This window comes from Flavobacterium sp. C4GT6 (assembly GCF_036347315.1).
Lineage (GTDB): Bacteria > Bacteroidota > Bacteroidia > Flavobacteriales > Flavobacteriaceae > Flavobacterium.
Genome location: NZ_JAZGZU010000015.1, coordinates 85,559 through 102,712, shown reverse-complemented (window position 1 = coordinate 102,712; position 17,154 = coordinate 85,559). Strand labels below are relative to the sequence as shown.

Sequence of the window (17,154 nt, the reverse complement as noted above, 5' to 3'; positions counted from 1 at the left end):
TCATCCTGAGCCAGGATCAAACTCTTCATCGTATATTTTTAATGTTTTTACGATCTTTATTGCTAGGTCTGTTTTTTCGATAAATCGAGTTTCTTACTCTCTCTTTATGCTGTCAATCCAATATGTCTATGAACGTGTCTTCTTATTTCTTAATCGCTCCTCAACCAACACCTCTCAGTGTTTGTCTCTCAAAGCGGCTGCAAAACTACAACTTATTTTTAAACCTGCAAGCTTTTTTTTTAGAAAAAAATTTCTTTCATTTTAAAAGCTTTAAACCGGTAAAAATATCAGTGATTTCCGCTGTTTCGATCGCTCAAAACAGGAAGGCAAAGGTAATATCTTTTTCCCTTAACCTGCAAATCTTTTTGATTATTTTTTTTCGGTTAATTTAAGTGATTTTCTTTATTCAATATATCACTTAAATACCGGTCTCAATTTATCAATGTACGTCGCTGTTATTGCGGATGCAAAAGTAGTAAAGTTTTTCTTTTCTGCAAATATTTTCTAAACTTTTTTTTCGAAGCTTTTTAAAGCTACTCCCTTTATTTAAAAGGGTTTCAGGACACTTACATCACCAAAGAACCTTGCTGTTATTGCGGGTGCAAAAGTAGCCATCTTTTCTACTTTTACAAACTTTTAGTACTGTTTTTTTAATGTTTTTTTAACGCTATTTTATAACTAACTGAATAGGTGTGTTTTGAAAGCGAAAGTTTTTTTTGAGAGAGACTTGAAACGACTTGAGATAATAGAGAATAGACTGAAGACAGCTATACTATATATAAGAATACCCCCATACTCTATTATATATGGTGTAATGATTACTTAATTAGAATGCTCATCATAGTAACGCACTGCCAGATATATATTTTCAAAACCTAAAAAACCTGATTTAAAATGGTTAAGTACGCTTGGTTTATCTACAAATAATCTACTTAGTAGCTCAAACCAGTCTTCATCCATACGTAAAAGATGCATTTCGCTATCCTTTTCTATAAAATAACAGGTACCCTGATGACCGGTAGCATATCCGTACAGCTTTAAATCTTTACCTTTATATAGTAACAAGAGCCAATCTTCTTTTGAATCGAGCGTTTCTACTTTTGGTTTATCCCTATACTCATATATATACTGACCTGTTTTATACACCAAACCCAGTTCACCCTTAAACTTCATTTTCTTCCCCTGTTTGGAAATAATGTAACGGGAACCCAGCAAAGGCTTATATACATCACCATATATAGTGTCGTTATTTTTTATAAGGTAATCATCGTGATTATCGATTGAAGTATCCTTTTTAGCATTGAGTCCGGTATAGATACCGTCTTTTGGCTCTTTATTAGTAGTAACATAACCATTATAACGATACCCTTTCAGCTTATCGGCCTCATATCTGGTAAACGATTGGTCTTTATCATTATCAAATTTCAGGAGATAGGTTTTAAGCAACTCCTCTTTCACAGCTCCATATATAGTATCTCCGTTTTGGGTAACAACATAATCTAAAAAGAAATACTCCCTACCCACATCTGTTTCCTGAGCACACACACTATTAATAAAGAAAGTACAAAAGATATATAATAAGCATGCTTTAGCGAAGGACATATAATTGATTTGCTTTTACTGATTTCTAAATATAGTAATAAAGGTTTTTGAACTACACCTATATAATTAGGTATTAATCCAGGAAATGGAGATTGATGAAATAATCACGTGTATGCACATCATAATACACTTCTATTTCCTTTTGCATATATAGTTTAGCTAGCAGCGTTTCCTTACCTACAGGAAAACTATCGCTTTTTAAAGTTTTTGTTGAGCCGTTAATTTTAACCTTTACTTCAATGGTACTGGATATGTGTTGGGTTGTTACTTCGGCATTACGGGAATCCAGTAGCGAATTGAGCGCCTGTGCTCTGTATCCTCCCGATGCCGGCTTTGTAGTGTACCTTTTTGATGTTGTTACCTTACAGTTATCAAAGGGAACTATTATTTTATCCCCCTCTTTCATCAATCGGTTTTTATACTCTGATTGCTGCAGTTTTTGCAAACGCTCATCTTTACGACGGTTAACTTTCTCCCTAATAAGAAATACAAGCATAGCGATTATCGCAATAAGGATTATATAATTACCAATACTACTCATAAAAAGCATGAAATTTATTTTACATCATTAATCGTCACAACACACATTAATCTAAAAAATGTAGATCAAAAAAGTAACCTTCCGTATCGGGGTAATAATATACATTAATCTCTTTTTGCATATAAAGCTTAATTAACAAATTGTCTTTATCAAGAGGCACACTACACTCAAAAGTATGAATTAAACCATCTATCTCTATATTTGCCTCAATTATACTATCTATATACTCTAGCTCTATTTCATCATGACTGTTGTACATAGCCGACTTCAAGCTATCACTATAGTAATCTTTTGCACGTACAGTAGCATAACGCTTTTTTTCTTTAACCGTGTAATCATCAAAGGAGAGTGTTATTTTAATCCCGTCATCACGGAGTTTGGCTTTATATTCAGATGTCAGTATTTTTTGTGAACGCTTCAATTTCAGGTTATTCCTTTTAAACCATAGTAAAACAAATAACCATAGAGCTATTACAGTAAGCACCATGCAATCTTGTGCTGATATTTGAAAGATAAGGGTGGTCATTTTTATTATTTTTCCAAATATAACAAATAGCCTTTATACTTTAGCCCCGATAGAGCCGACATCCCTGTAATGCAGTGAAAGGATACAGGCGAAAGCGGGAAAATGGTTTACCGACACCGCCCGCTCATTATGCTCCTGATAATTTTATCCCTGTTATTTTTAGGATTTAGCAATATAACCCCCTTTAATTTTGAACACATACTAATATTATGTTAAGCAATGTCTTACAATTTTAAAAGCTGTAAGAATTTACTATTTTTAAGCTTTCTCACTTTTAAATACTTTTAAAAATGAGCCACAATAATAAACCAAATGCTACACGTACTCTTATATATATAGGTATAGGCGTAGCCATAAGTATATCTGGTACTTTTATGAGTTGTAACGATAAATTTGTTGAAAGCCAAACCGTGTTTGACCTTCCGGTAAACAGAACCATGCAGGAACTACTTGCCGGATATGACACCGACGGCGATAAGAAAATAACCAAAGACGATGCCCCTAACAAAGATTACTTTTTAGTAAGTACTAAAGGGGACACCGTTATTATACGTAATACCTATTACCTGTCTAACCTGTTGCAGGAACTTGCCATTGCAAACGAAAATGCACAGGATACAGCCCTTATTACCCTTAGACAGATACAGGAACCGCCTGCCGAACGCATATCACGACGCATAAAAACCCAGTTTTGGGACGACCTGACCCGTACTATTGACGAAAAAGGGATTAACCGAATTATGGACGATGATAAAATGCATGATGAGCGCAGGCGCATTTATGTTCCGTATGATGATCAGGTAGGGATTGCCTATTTCCAGAACCTGCAAAAAAAGATGCCGAAACTTGAGGTGGTTGTACTTCCGGAAAATATTACTCCCGAATATGTAGAGTCTATTAACAACATGCCCGGTATTTTAGCACTTAAAATAGAAAACAACAAAGGAGTTCCATTTGTAGTCCCCGGCGGACGTTTTAACGAGATGTACGGCTGGGACAGTTACTTTGAGGGGGTAGGTCTTATTATTGACCACAGGCTGGATCTTGCCAAAGGGATGGTAGATAATTTTTGCTATCAGATTAGGCATTACGGAAAAATACTAAATGCCAATCGTTCCTATTATTTAACCCGCACGCAACCTCCGTTCCTTTCATCTTACATAAGAGAAGTGTATGCTGCTATGCATCCTAAAGATAAAAAATGGCTGGAGGAATGCGTTGCCACTGCCATAACGGAGTATGAAAATGTATGGATGCAAAGCAAGAGATACACACCCTCTACTGGACTTAACCGTTTTTACGCTAGCGGAAAAGGTATTCCGCCGGAAACAGAACCAGGGCATTTTAAAGCGGTATTGCAGGAATATGCCGACAGGCACAAAATTGCGGTGGAGGAATTTGAAAAACTATACAAAGCCGGAGTAATTAAAGACAGTACTCTTGATCGTTACTTTACGCACGACCGTACCCTACGTGAAAGCGGACACGATACCAGCTGGCGACTGGATAATATTGCTGCCGACCTGAATTGTGTTGACATCAATGCCCTGCTGTATAAATACGAGAAAGATTTTGAGTTTTTAATAGGTACTTATTTTAAGGACAGTTTTACCGTAAACGGAAAAACCTACACATCGGCTTACTGGAGCGAAAAGGCTGCCGACCACCGTGAACTCATGGAAAAATATATGTGGAACGAAAAAGCAGGCTGCTTTTTTGACTACAACTTTAAGAAGGAACAAATAACTGATTATATGTCGGCTACCAATTTCTTTCCGCTATGGGCTGGATTATGCACCCATGAGCAAGCCGAAAAGATGGTACCTATACTAATGAGTGACCTCAAAGCTAAGGGCGGTATACTGGCATCTACAAAACAATCGGTAAAGAAATACAAAACCAGCGAGGTACAACGCCAGTGGGACTACCCTAACGGGTGGGCTCCGCACCAAATGTTGTTATGGAAAGGACTTATTGATTATGGCTACGAAAAAGAAGCACGCGAACTGATATACCGCTGGCTGTGGACCATTACCCAAAACGCGGTTGATTATAACGGTACAATACCCGAAAAGTATGATGTGGTAAACACCACCCATAAGGTATATGCCGAGTATGGAAACGTAGGAACCGAATTTGCTTACATTACAAAGTCGGGCTTTGGGTGGATGAATGCGTCTTACCAGTACGGGCTTTCATTACTGCCGCAGGAGTACATTCAAAAACTGGATAATTTAGAAAACCCCGATGTGGTTTTTGGGGAGTAAAAAAACGCTTATCGTTAACCTACTTTTTATCCATTAACTTAAAGGCATCGGTTCTGGTTACGTTTTTTCCGTCAAAGTAAAAATAGGCGTACAGGGGGAAGTCGGCTTCTTTTACAATTACCTGCCTCTGCTCTCCTTTATTAATGTATACCACATTTTTTTGGGTATACTTTATATCTATTTTTAACGAATCCATACGGGAGGTTACCGCATCATGATACAACATATTCTCATCGGCCAGAGTATAAAAACTACCATCTCCTATTTCTTTTTTTAAATCGTTAATCTGATTAGAGTTTAATGCTACTACAATAACCGTAGGTTTATCCAGCATATACTGCTCGGCAGCCATAACGAGTTTTGCATGCGGGGAGTCGGCATCGGTATTAGGTCCGTTAGTATTTTGCTGCATTTCGGTAGTTGTTTCATTTCCTTCCGGTTCTTCTTTGGCTTCCCGCTTGCAGGAATACAAAGCAAACACTGCTAGTAAAATAACAATGCGGTTCATAGGGTTATGGTTTTTAGGTTGCTCTACTAAGTTAGTAATTTTAACGTTTTTATAAGAAATAACATTATCTTTTTATTTGTAGTGTTTTATAATTTAAAAATAAAGTTAACTTTGAAGCAAAACAAAAACTAACTTTTACTATGAATGATGCTCAATTTCACCTGGTAGTAAACCACCTGCCTATCATTACTCCTATTATAGGACTTGTAATTATGCTTGGCGGATTCATTTCGGGTTCGGAAGCTGTAAAGCGTGCTGCTTACTTTATTTTTGTACTAACTGCTTTATTTGCTATCCCGGCAATGGCTACCGGCGAAGGTGCCGAAGAAATTGTGGAACACCTGGGTGCCGATCATCATTTAATTCATGAACACGAAGAGAAAGCCGAAACGCTTGCCATGCTTTGCTATATACTGGGCGGACTTAGCCTTATCGGACTTTGGGCAAGTTTTAAAAACAAGTCGTTTGGTAAAGGTATCGCTATTGTAGTTTTACTGTTTAGCGGTGTTGTCGGTTACTTTGGTTATGAAACCGGACATACTGGAGGCGAAATAAGCCACCCTGAAATAAGAGCCGACTTTAAAGCCGAAGAGCATGAAGATCACGACCACGAAGGCCACGATCATGATGAACATGACAATCACTAGGATATAACGATTACATCTATAAAAAAAATCCCGCTCAATGAGTGGGATTTTAGTTTAAAAACTTAATAACAGTGAACAGCAATTACCCTACCCCATACCTATGGTTCTCTAAGCTAAATATGACTAAGTTTATTCCGTGGCACATTGAACCTCAATTAAGCGAAAAACATTTTGCTAATGAGCGTTTTAGTATTGAAGCAAAGAACCGTGAAGTGATGACTTTTGCAAGCAGACAGGACATGGATACTTTTGCCGGTTTTGAAATAAAAAACGGAATAATTCAGGAAAATGTTCTTGTTTTCCATTTATCCTTCGGTTCTAATAATGACGATTGGAATGTTGTTAAAAAAGAATATCCAAACTTTTTCTCTTTTATAAAAGAAACTGTTCTTCCTGATATGGAAGAATGGATAAGTGTAGATGATGTTGAGGATTATATATAAATTTTAAAAGAAAGATTTCTCCACTTCACTGCGTTTCGGACGAAATGGAAAAAACCAGTCTCCCGTTTGTTGAAATTTGTTCCATTTCGAGTGGAGTGAAACGGAATCGAGAAATCTTAAATTTCTTCATTTAAAAATCTCCAATCAGGATTAACCTTATTTATCAAATCATCTTTTTTAATTCTACTCCATTTTTTTAATTGAGTTTCTCTGTCAATTGCCAACTGAACATCAGTGTAATGTTCCCAGTAAATAAGATAAAAACAATTGTATCTCGCCGTAAATGATTTTAAGTGCGCTTCCTGGTTTTGATGAAAATGTAATCTATCTTTTAAATTAGTAGTAAAACCTATATATAAAACTCTCTTACTTTTATTAGTAAGAATGTAAACAAAATAATTATGCTGCCCTAGAGTTTGAAACATATTCAAATGTAAGGATTTTACCTAGATTTCTCCAGTCCACTTCGTTTCGGTCGAAATGGAAAAAACTAGCCTCACGTTTATTGAAATTTGTTCCATTTCGAGTGAAGTGTAACGGAATCGAGAAATCTCATATGGCAACTTTTTCAATATTTAAATTCTACAAAATCTAATTACTTACCATATTGCCTTTGTACAGTTAATACATTATATTTGCATTCAATAAAATTTTAATAATGATAAATATTACATTACCGGACGGTTCAGTCAAAAAATTTGACGCAGGGGTAACGCCAATAGACGTTGCCATGAGCATTAGTGAAGGATTAGCAAGAAACGTAATCTCGGCTTCCTTTAATGGTACAACTGTTGAAACTAAAACCCCACTGACGACCGACGGTTCATTAATATTATACACCTGGAACGATAAAGAGGGTAAAAAGGCTTTTTGGCACTCTACTTCTCACGTTTTGGCACAGGCTTTGCAGGAAATGTACCCGGGCATCAAACTTACTATTGGTCCGGCTATTGACAATGGTTTTTACTATGACGTAGATTTTGGCGATCAAACTATTACCGATAAGGACTTCAAAGCGATTGAAGACCGAGTGCTTGCCATTTCCAGAGAGAAACATGAATTTAAAATGCGTTCGGCTACAAAAGCTGAGGCGCTTGATTTTTATAAAAGCGAAAACAACCCATATAAGGTTGAGCTTATTGAGAACCTGGAAGACGGTACTATCACTTTTTGTGACCACGCTACCTTTACCGATTTATGTCGTGGTGGGCACATCCCAAACACAGGTATCATTAAGGCGGTAAAAATTATGAGCGTTGCCGGTGCTTACTGGAGAGGTGACGAGAAAAACAAACAGCTTACACGTGTATACGGTATATCTTTCCCTAAACAAAAAGAGCTTACAGAATATCTTGAGTTATTGGAAGAGGCTAAAAGACGTGACCACAGGAAACTGGGTAAAGAGCTTGAGCTTTTTGCATTTTCAAGCAAAGTAGGACAAGGTTTACCTTTATGGTTACCTAAAGGTGCTGCGCTACGTGACCGCCTTGAACAGTTCCTTAAAAAAGCACAGAAGAAAGCCGGATACGAGCAGGTTGTGAGTCCGCACATTGGTCAAAAGGAACTTTATGTAACTTCAGGCCACTATGCAAAATATGGGGCAGACAGCTTCCAGCCTATCCATACTCCAAACGAAGGGGAAGAGTTCCTACTAAAACCAATGAACTGTCCGCATCACTGCGAGATCTATAATACAAAACCATGGTCGTACAAAGACCTGCCTAAACGTTATGCTGAGTTTGGTACTGTGTACCGTTATGAGCAAAGTGGTGAGCTTCACGGTTTAACACGTGTTCGCGGATTTACTCAGGATGATGCACACATTTTCTGTACTCCTGATCAGCTGGATGAAGAATTCAAAAAAGTAATCGACCTAGTACTTTATGTATTCGGTTCGCTTGGATTTGAAAACTTCAGTGCACAAATATCACTTCGTGATAAGGAAGACAGAGAAAAATACATTGGTACTGAGGAGAACTGGGAAAAAGCAGAAAACGCTATTATCAATGCAGCTAAAGACAAAGGTCTTAACACTGTGGTTGAGTATGGCGAAGCGGCTTTCTACGGTCCTAAGCTTGACTTTATGGTGAAAGATGCATTGGGCAGACAGTGGCAGCTTGGAACAATTCAGGTAGATTATAACCTGCCGGAGCGTTTTGACCTAACATACAAAGGTGCTGATAATGAGCTTCACCGCCCTGTAATGATTCACCGTGCGCCATTTGGATCAATGGAAAGATTCATTGCGATTTTACTTGAAAATACAGCCGGAAACTTCCCGCTTTGGTTAATGCCGGAGCAGGCTATCATACTGTCTCTTAGTGAGAAATATGAAAATTATGCTAAAAAAGTTTTAGATTTGCTGGAAAATCACGAAATTCGCGCCCTAATTGATAACAGAAACGAAACGATTGGTAAGAAGATTCGCGAAGCCGAAGTTCAAAAGCTTCCGTTTATGCTGATTGTGGGAGAAGAAGAAGAGAAAAACGGAACGATATCTGTGCGCCGTCACGGAGACGCAGGTAAATCGAACCAAACAATGTCTATAGAACAATTTGCTGCCCTTGTAGAGGAAGAAGTAAATAAGACATTAAAACCATTTGAAGTTTAACATTTAAATTTTTATAGCCATAGCAATAAGAAACAACAGAGGATACCAACCTCGCGTAGAGAAAAAAGATCCGCACAGGATAAACAGTTACATCCGTGTACCTGAAATCAGGCTGGTGGGTGATAATGTGGAACCGGGTGTTTACAACACTTCTAAAGCTCTGCAAATGGCAGAGGAGATGGAACTGGATTTGGTAGAGATCTCTCCAAATGCTGCACCTCCTGTATGCAAGATCATGGATTATAAAAAGTTTCTTTATGAGCAAAAGAAACGTGATAAAATGCTTAAAGCAAAATCTTCACAAATTACTGTGAAGGAAATTCGTTTTGGTCCTCAAACCGATGAGCACGATTACGAGTTTAAAAAGAAAAATGCTGAGAAATTCCTTAAAGAGGGTTCAAAACTAAAAGCTTTTGTATTCTTTAAAGGACGTTCTATCATATACAAAGAGCAGGGACAAATACTTCTTTTAAGGCTTGCCCAGGATCTTGAAGAGTACGGTAAAGTAGAATCTATGCCGGTTCTTGAAGGTAAAAGAATGATTATGTTTATCGCTCCTAAGAAAAAGAAATAATAAGGTATAACAGCCTTAAAGTTTTAAAAACAAGTAAGTAAGATAACTAAATACAGGAAGAAAATGCCTAAGATGAAAACTAAATCCAGTGCTAAAAAGCGTTTTAAGCTTACAGGTTCTGGTAAAATCAAAAGAAAGCACGCTTTCAAAAGTCACATCCTGACAAAAAAATCTAAAAAGCGTAAGCTGGCTCTTACTCACTCAACTCTTGTTCACAAAGTTGACGAAAGAAGCGTGAAAGAGCAATTAAGACTTATCTAATATATAAGTCCGGTTAAAACAATTTAATAACCCTGGAGTATGGCTTTTTAAGTCTCCCTATTAATAACGGAGCGCCTACTACAAAAAACATTTAAAATTATGCCAAGAGCAGTAAATTCAGTTGCTTCAAGAGCTAGAAGAAAAAGAGTATTGAAGCAAGCCAAAGGATACTTTGGAAGACGTAAAAACGTTTGGACAGTAGCTAAAAACGCGGTTGAGAAAGCAATGGCTTACTCTTACCGTGACAGAAAACAAAAGAAGAGAAACTTCCGTTCTCTATGGATTATGCGTATCAACGCTGGTGCAAGACTACACGGAATGAGCTACTCTCAATTCATGGGTAAAGTGAAAGCTAACGGTATTGAACTTAATCGTAAAGTTCTTGCTGACCTAGCTATGAACCACCCTGAAGCTTTTGCAGCTATCGTTAATAAAGTTAAATAATTACGTAAACAATATATTATCTTACTTATAATAAAACCCGCTCAATGAGCGGGTTTTTTATTTACACACAAAATTAACTCCCATTTTTTTGATTATAGAATTTAACTATCTTTAGTCAAAATTTGATACAAAACTAATCGTTTTAAATAAAGCATAAACCAGCCAATAAACACACACCTTTATGCAACACAAGATAAATGCTACCGGAGCAAGGCTATTTTTATTTTCCTGCTTTATTGCTGTTATTACTTATGGGTTTGCTCTTACAAATTACACCCTCACTGTAGATAGCGAGTCACCTATTTATTCAACATTTTCGTTAGAACATGGACGATGGGGTACTAACCTAATACGTTACCACATTTTTAACGGGCATTTACCTTATTTCACAATGCTGTTAGGACTCCTAGCTCTGAGTCTTACTGCTGTGGAACTGACAAAAGTTTTTAAGTTTACTAATATTAAGGCTTATGTATTTTGTGCCCTGTTTGTATCAATACCACAAATAGCCTATTCAATAGTGTTTACAATGCAGGCAGATGTAGTTCCAATAGGGTTTCTGGCTGCCGTAACAGGAACAAGGCTGTTTACCGAAAATTACTCTTCCCCCTCAATAATTAAAAAATACAGTAATTTATGCATCGCTGCATTGCTTATAATGTTTGCGGTAGCATGCTATCAGGCACTAGCCCTGGTTCCCATAGCTGTATTTGTTGCCTACTTTTTTCAGCAAACTTTTAGCGACAGCTTCAACACAAAAAGTAAACTCAAAGAAGTATTGTTTTTCGGCTTACTAATGATAAGCTCTGCCATACTTTATTATATATCTGTAAAAATACTAAGTCCTCAGGCTAGTGGCGCCTACCTTTCATCATATACATCAGGCAATGCAAACATGCTTGAAACCATCAAAACCATACTGGAGGAAAACCTTTCGGGAGGCTTTTATTATGGTAATATGCTCTACCCAATTGTTGTTGCCCTCATAGCTATTGCAGCACTTAAATCTCTTTTAGGGAAGCATATCCTTTTACGATTAATTTGCTTAATTTCTTTGTTACTTATACCCTATGGATTTTCATTTGTAATCACAAGTGGTTATCATCCGCCACGCATATATCTTACAACAGGAATTGTATTTGCTTTTATAGTAACCCATCATATTCCTAATGTAAAATTCCAAAAGCAGTATGTACAGCTTTGCGGTATTATATGTATTACCCATATTTACTTTATTACATCGTTATTTTATTCGGCAAACAGAATATATAACCACGATAAGGAAACAGCAAAAAAAATAGATTTTCTTATAAACCGTAAGTATCCTGAGTTTAACCCTGCCAAAGATTATGTATATTTCTACGGATGCCTGCCTTGGGAGCACCACAATAAATACAGGCTGGAAAACGCTGAAATATTTGGAGGATCATTATTTCACTGGGATAACGGAAACAACTGGAGAATAATAAACTTTTTTAAAGTTACCGATATAGCCGATTACCGATTTATGGACTACAGACCATCTTACTATAATGCAGTAGATTCTCTAAAAACTATGCCTACCTGGCCTAACCCTGAATCGGTTAAAAAAGTGGGAGATGTAATTCTGGTAAAATTAGGAACCGAAAAAGGTGTTCCGTTACCATTTGAACAATAACTTTACATTTATGCAGCAAACAACCACACCCATAATAGGAATAATTTCACCTTGCTACAATGAGGAGCAGGTACTTAATGAAACAGCAAAACAGCTGAATGGTGTGATTGAAGGACTTATTGCCAAAAATATAATATCTCATCAAAGTTTTATAGCTTTTGTAGACGATGGCAGTAACGATAACACCTGGAAACTTATAGAGGAAAACAGTAACCGCTACACACCTGTAAAAGGTTTAAAGCTTGCAGGAAATGTAGGCCACCAAAAAGCTTTGCTTGCAGGACTGCTTACATTTAAAGATGAAGCCTCTGCCCTTATCTCCATTGATGCCGATTTACAGGATGATGTTTCTGTTATTGAAGAAATGATTGTAAAACACAAAGCTGGTACTGATGTATTATATGCCGTAAGAAAGGAAAGGACTACCGACTCTGGTTTTAAACGAAATACTGCACTTATCTTTTACAACCTCATGAAAAAAATGAAGGTAAACATAGTACATAATCATGCCGATTACAGACTGTGCAGCAGCAGGGTTTTAAACGCATTGGCAGAGTTTGACGAAGTAAACCTTTTCCTTAGAGGAATAATACCATCCATAGGCTTTTCTAACGATGTGGTTTACTATAACAGGCTGGAACGTTTTGCCGGAGAGTCAAAATATCCTTTTAAAAAAATGCTGTCATTTGCCTGGAATGGTATTACATCATTTAGCAACTACCCGTTAAAGTTAGTTACCATAATAGGTTTTGCAGTATTTTTTATTTGCCTCTTAATGTCGGGCTACGCCTTAATCGCCATGTTTACCGGGCAGGTAGTACCGGGATGGCTATCAACTGTACTGCCTATGTACTTTTTAGGAGGAGTGCAATTATTTTGCTTTGGTATAATTGGCGAATACATTGGTAAAATTTACCTTGAAGTAAAAAAGAGACCCCGCTATTTTATAGATAAAAGAGTAGATTAATTTATAACTTATATAGTAACCAAAAGCTGCGCCTTATGTTTTGGAATAAAAAATATAAACCTACAGTCACTCCTGAAGATAAAGAATGGATAGAGGGTGAATTACTTTTCATAAAAGAATCATTACTTGACAAAAATGCCTTTAATGAGCTTGACATTATATTACCCACAAAACAGTATTATAATTTAGAATTTAACGGCACTGAAGAAAACGCCCGTCATATACTGGAACAAACGAAGATTTTCCTGAATATTGACGATGAAAACATTAAGCTGAAGTTTGTAAAAAACTTCTCTGTCAAAATGGATAACAGACGTATATTAACTTCATCTTCAAAAGACATCTATGGTACATCTAATGATTATATTGGCAGCTACAACAACGACAACGGAGAGACAACCATCTATATTGAAAATGAGTTATTAAAATCTCCATACAGCTTAATATCTACTATAGCATATGAATTATGTTATCATATATTACTTTCGAAAGAAGAGCTGGAAGAATCTAACGGATACCTTACCGAACTCTTTGCAATTGTTTATGGCTTTGGCATATTTATAGGCAATTCAAGGTTTAGCTATTCAATTACAAAGAATAGTGATCTGAGCACCTTACACGAAACATCGAGTACGGGCTATTTACCGGAAGAAGTCGCCGCCTATGCAATGGCATGGTTAAGCGTATATCGAAATGAAAATACCGACTGGAAAAAATTCCTAAACAAATCTATGCTCAAATATTTTGAACAAAATATACAGTATATAGAAAACAACAGAGACAAGGTTGCTTTCGAATAAAAAAGTCCGCTTATAGCGGACTTTTTTATTATGTTTTAAGTTTCTTTTTCCTTGCTGCCGGGAACAACACATTATTTAATATTAGCCTGTAGCCCGGTGAATTAGGGTGCAAATCTAACACAGTAGGTGCATCACCTACTCTATGCTGATAATCTTCGGGATCATGCCCTCCGTAAAAAGTGAACATCCCTTTTCCTTTAGTACCATGTATGTAACGGGCTTCTCCGTTTTGAAGATTTTGCCCCATTATAAGTACATTCGATTTTACTAAACTTTCATCAAACGATGTGGTTTGCCCCATAAAACCTTTTACCAGTTGTGTATGGTTTTGGCAAAGCATTGTAGGGATTGGGTCCCACTTTGCCGAATACTCCATTAGCGTAAAATAATCGTTATCCATAAGCACCTTACGCTTGGTGGTCATATCAATATCTGAGAACTCATAAACCACAGGGTTACGCTCCAAATGGAAATCTTTAAACGCCATTGTTTTGTTGTAATCAATACTCGCCTGATAGTTTGGATCACTAGGATCTCCGTCAAACATAGTTTCACAAATATCTACTCCTTCTGCCGAAAGGGCAATATCAAAACTATCGGTAGCCGAACACATTGCAAACATAAAGCCGCCACCTATTACAAAATTCCTTATTTTATTAGCAACAGCCAGTTTCTCTTCAGATACTTTACTGTACCCCAGTTTTGCCGCCAGTGCCTCGGCTTCTTTCTTCTGCTCAATGTACCACGGTGCATTGCGGTAGGCTCCAAAAAACCGACCGTATTGTCCTGTAAAATCTTCATGGTGCAGGTGTAGCCAGTCATATAGTAATAAAGCGTCGTTTAAAACCTCTTCATCATATATTTTTTCAAACGGAATCTCGGCATAAGTAAGCACCAAGGTTACGGCATCATCCCACGGCTGCTTTCCTGCGGGGGTGTATACCGCAATCTTAGGTGCTTTCTCAAGAACAACGGTCTCCATATTTTGAGACGGACTACTAATCTCATCCTGAATGGACTTAGCCTCCCCGTCGCTTATTACTTCAAAAGTCACTCCCCTAATTTGGCATTCACGTCTTATCTCTTCGGCATCAGGAAGCAAAAACGAACCTCCCCTGTAATTAAGCAGCCAACTGGCTTTATAATTTTTCTCCAAAACCCAATAAGTTATCCCGTATGCTTTTAAATGGTTTTGCTGCGTACTTTCATCCATTGGTATTAAAATCATGGAAGCACGACCCGCAAACGAAACCAATAAAAATAATAGGAGTATGAATTGTTTTTTAAGCATTTTAAAATAGATTTTATTCAAAGATAAACTAAAAGCTGCGGTAATACACGGCTATTAGTTTACATAGAGTAACGATTTATAATTTAAGGTATTATAAAAGTATCAAAAAGAAATAAAAAAAGCACATCCAAACGATGTGCTTTCTATATTTTTTAAGGTTACATAATGTTTTACGCCTTAAGGCTCTAGTACTACCACATGTTCTGCTTCGTGTACTTCAATATCCCAAAGGGCTTTTTCGGCTTCTGTACTGGCTTGTAAAAAGTCGTTGTTCATATGCTTGCGGGGTTATAATTGGTTACTTTGCTATTCTTTATTATTTAGAACGGAACATCGTCATCATCATGCGCTCCGCCGCCGCTGTTCATGTTACTGCCAAAGGCTTCGTTTGCCGAAGGCAGGTTTTTGATTATACCGGCATTATCGTTATCATTCATACTCGACGGAAGCTCGTCAAACGGCGAAGCGAAATCGTCAAGGTTATCAAACTTACCGAGACTACCTACGAATTTAAGCCTGATGTTATCCAAACCACCGTTACGGTGCTTAGCCACGATAAACTCGGCCTGTCCCTGTGTTGGCGATCTTTCTTCATCATCCCATTCGTCAATCTTATAATATTCCGGACGATAGATGAACGATACGATATCGGCATCCTGCTCAATCGCACCCGATTCCCTAAGGTCAGAAAGTAATGGCCTTTTGCTCGATCCCCTTGTCTCTACAGCACGAGACAGCTGTGATAGTGCAATTACCGGAACGTTAAGCTCTTTTGCCAGTGCTTTAAGGTTACGGGAAATGGTCGAGATTTCCTGCTCACGGTTACCTCCGTTTTTCCCTGCTGCTCCACCGGCGGTCATAAGCTGAAGGTAGTCAATAATAATCATCCTGATTCCGTACTGAGAGGCAAGCCTCCTTGCTTTTGCCCTAAGGTCAAAAATGGAAAGCGATGGTGTATCGTCAATATACAAAGGAGCTTTTTCAAGATCCTTAACTTTAATACTTAGTTGTTCCCACTCGTGTTTTTCAAGTTTACCGGTACGCAGCTTTTCAGACGACAGTCCGGTTTCGCTCGAAATCAAACGGGTAATTAGCTGTACCGAGGACATCTCCAGCGAGAATACTGCCACACCATGGTTAAAATCGATAGCAATATTTCTTGCCATAGAAAGTACAAAAGCGGTTTTACCCATACCCGGCCTAGCCGCGATAATGATAAGGTCACTGGGCTGCCAGCCCGATGTAAGCTTATCCAAATCGTGGAAACCGGTTGCAACACCACTTAATCCTTCCTTACCTGCAATTTCCTCAATACGTTTCTTTGCCTGGATAACAAGGCTTTGCGCCGTTTCAGAACTACGCTTAATATTACCTTGTGTTACTTCATACAGTTTTGACTCTGCCTGATCCAGCAGGTCAAAAATATCTGTTGTCTCATCATAAGCCTCTTCGATAATTTCGCTCGATATTTTGATAAGGCTTCGCTGAATGAATTTTTGTAATATAATCCTTGAGTGAAACTCAATGTGAGCAGAAGACGATATCTTTTGCGTTAGCTGTATAAGATAAAAGTCTCCGCCTACCTGATCCAGTTTTCCGTTCTTTTTAAGCTGAGCAGAAACTGTTAATAAGTCAATTGGCTGGGTGTCGTTAAATAGTTGGACTATGGCCTCAAAAATAAACTTGTGGGCCTCTTTATAAAAGGCATCCGGCTGTAATATATCTATTACCTCGTCTACCCCTTTTTTGTCTATCATCATGGCACCTAAAACAGCCTCTTCAAGGTCCAGCGCCTGCGGTGGTAGCTTGCCTTTCTCCAAGTTGATAATAGATGATTTATCAACTTTTACCGGGTTTACGTTCCTGATGTTTTCCATTATGCTAATGTAATTAAATTTAAAATGGGTGCGTTAAGCAATTGTTAAGAACCTTATGTTAATTAACTGTTGATAAACTGTTAATCAATTGTTTATAACTCAAAAAAAATCCGAAGCTGCAAGGCTTCGGATTAATAA

General features: G+C 37.5%; 17 protein-coding genes. 10 read left to right on the top strand and 7 right to left on the bottom strand.

Features of this window, described 5'->3' with window-relative positions; translation table 11 throughout:
• Positions 1-822: 822 nt before the first annotated feature.
• The 3 genes from V3Z67_RS15375 to V3Z67_RS15365 all read right to left on the bottom strand — a co-directional run bounded on the left by V3Z67_RS15375 (position 823) and on the right by V3Z67_RS15365 (position 2,669).
• On the bottom strand, positions 823-1,602 hold the full coding sequence (locus tag V3Z67_RS15375; protein ID WP_330444149.1) for a hypothetical protein: 780 nt from the start codon (positions 1,600-1,602) through the stop codon (positions 823-825).
• Positions 1,603-1,675: 73 nt separating this feature from the next.
• A complete protein-coding gene (locus V3Z67_RS15370; RefSeq protein WP_330444148.1) occupies positions 1,676-2,152 on the bottom strand; it encodes a hypothetical protein in 477 nt (158 codons plus the stop codon).
• 37 nt (positions 2,153-2,189) lie between these two features.
• Positions 2,190-2,669 carry a hypothetical protein gene (locus V3Z67_RS15365; protein ID WP_330444147.1) on the bottom strand — a complete coding sequence of 160 codons (480 nt, stop codon included), beginning with the start codon at positions 2,667-2,669 and terminating at the stop codon, positions 2,190-2,192.
• Between the two features lie 290 nt (positions 2,670-2,959).
• On the opposite strand from V3Z67_RS15365, the gene V3Z67_RS15360 reads away from it, so the two are divergent.
• Positions 2,960-4,936, top strand: coding sequence for a trehalase family glycosidase (locus V3Z67_RS15360; protein WP_330444146.1), 1,977 nt, complete (start codon positions 2,960-2,962; stop codon positions 4,934-4,936).
• A gap of 19 nt (positions 4,937-4,955) precedes the next feature.
• On the opposite strand, the gene V3Z67_RS15355 is transcribed toward V3Z67_RS15360, so the two are convergent.
• On the bottom strand, positions 4,956-5,444 hold the full coding sequence (locus tag V3Z67_RS15355) for a hypothetical protein (RefSeq protein ID WP_330444145.1): 489 nt from the start codon (positions 5,442-5,444) through the stop codon (positions 4,956-4,958).
• Between the two features lie 140 nt (positions 5,445-5,584).
• On the opposite strand from V3Z67_RS15355, the gene V3Z67_RS15350 reads away from it, so the two are divergent.
• A complete protein-coding gene (locus tag V3Z67_RS15350) occupies positions 5,585-6,091 on the top strand; it encodes a hypothetical protein (RefSeq protein WP_330444144.1) in 507 nt (168 codons plus the stop codon).
• A 71-nt stretch (positions 6,092-6,162) separates the two neighbouring features.
• Complete coding sequence (locus V3Z67_RS15345) at positions 6,163-6,534, top strand: hypothetical protein (protein ID WP_330444143.1); 372 nt, start codon at positions 6,163-6,165, stop codon at positions 6,532-6,534.
• A 116-nt stretch (positions 6,535-6,650) separates the two neighbouring features.
• On the opposite strand, the gene V3Z67_RS15340 is transcribed toward V3Z67_RS15345, so the two are convergent.
• A complete protein-coding gene (locus V3Z67_RS15340; protein WP_330444142.1) occupies positions 6,651-6,959 on the bottom strand; it encodes a GIY-YIG nuclease family protein in 309 nt (102 codons plus the stop codon).
• Positions 6,960-7,192: 233 nt separating this feature from the next.
• Between V3Z67_RS15340 and thrS the strand changes: the two genes are divergently transcribed.
• From thrS to V3Z67_RS15305, 7 genes are all read left to right on the top strand, one after another.
• Complete coding sequence (thrS, locus tag V3Z67_RS15335; RefSeq protein ID WP_330444141.1) at positions 7,193-9,145, top strand: threonine--tRNA ligase; 1,953 nt, start codon at positions 7,193-7,195, stop codon at positions 9,143-9,145.
• A gap of 19 nt (positions 9,146-9,164) precedes the next feature.
• Positions 9,165-9,719 (top strand): translation initiation factor IF-3, encoded by a 555-nt coding sequence (gene infC / locus V3Z67_RS15330; RefSeq protein WP_442902272.1) that lies wholly within the window; start codon positions 9,165-9,167, stop codon positions 9,717-9,719.
• Between the two features lie 63 nt (positions 9,720-9,782).
• A complete protein-coding gene (rpmI, locus tag V3Z67_RS15325) occupies positions 9,783-9,980 on the top strand; it encodes a 50S ribosomal protein L35 (RefSeq protein ID WP_084596089.1) in 198 nt (65 codons plus the stop codon).
• Positions 9,981-10,079: 99 nt separating this feature from the next.
• A complete protein-coding gene (gene rplT, locus V3Z67_RS15320; protein WP_035135856.1) occupies positions 10,080-10,424 on the top strand; it encodes a 50S ribosomal protein L20 in 345 nt (114 codons plus the stop codon).
• Between the two features lie 181 nt (positions 10,425-10,605).
• A complete protein-coding gene (locus V3Z67_RS15315; protein WP_330444140.1) occupies positions 10,606-12,081 on the top strand; it encodes a glucosyltransferase domain-containing protein in 1,476 nt (491 codons plus the stop codon).
• A gap of 10 nt (positions 12,082-12,091) precedes the next feature.
• On the top strand, positions 12,092-13,048 hold the full coding sequence (locus V3Z67_RS15310; protein ID WP_330444139.1) for a glycosyltransferase family 2 protein: 957 nt from the start codon (positions 12,092-12,094) through the stop codon (positions 13,046-13,048).
• Between the two features lie 35 nt (positions 13,049-13,083).
• Positions 13,084-13,848 (top strand): hypothetical protein, encoded by a 765-nt coding sequence (locus tag V3Z67_RS15305; RefSeq protein ID WP_330444138.1) that lies wholly within the window; start codon positions 13,084-13,086, stop codon positions 13,846-13,848.
• Positions 13,849-13,876: 28 nt separating this feature from the next.
• Here the strand turns inward: V3Z67_RS15305 and V3Z67_RS15300 are convergent, their stop codons facing one another.
• Positions 13,877-15,139: an asparagine synthetase B gene (locus V3Z67_RS15300; protein WP_330444137.1), complete on the bottom strand. Its 1,263-nt coding sequence runs from the start codon at positions 15,137-15,139 to the stop codon at positions 13,877-13,879.
• Positions 15,140-15,459: 320 nt separating this feature from the next.
• Positions 15,460-17,016: a replicative DNA helicase gene (gene dnaB / locus V3Z67_RS15295; protein WP_035135852.1), complete on the bottom strand. Its 1,557-nt coding sequence runs from the start codon at positions 17,014-17,016 to the stop codon at positions 15,460-15,462.
• Positions 17,017-17,154 lie beyond the last annotated feature (138 nt).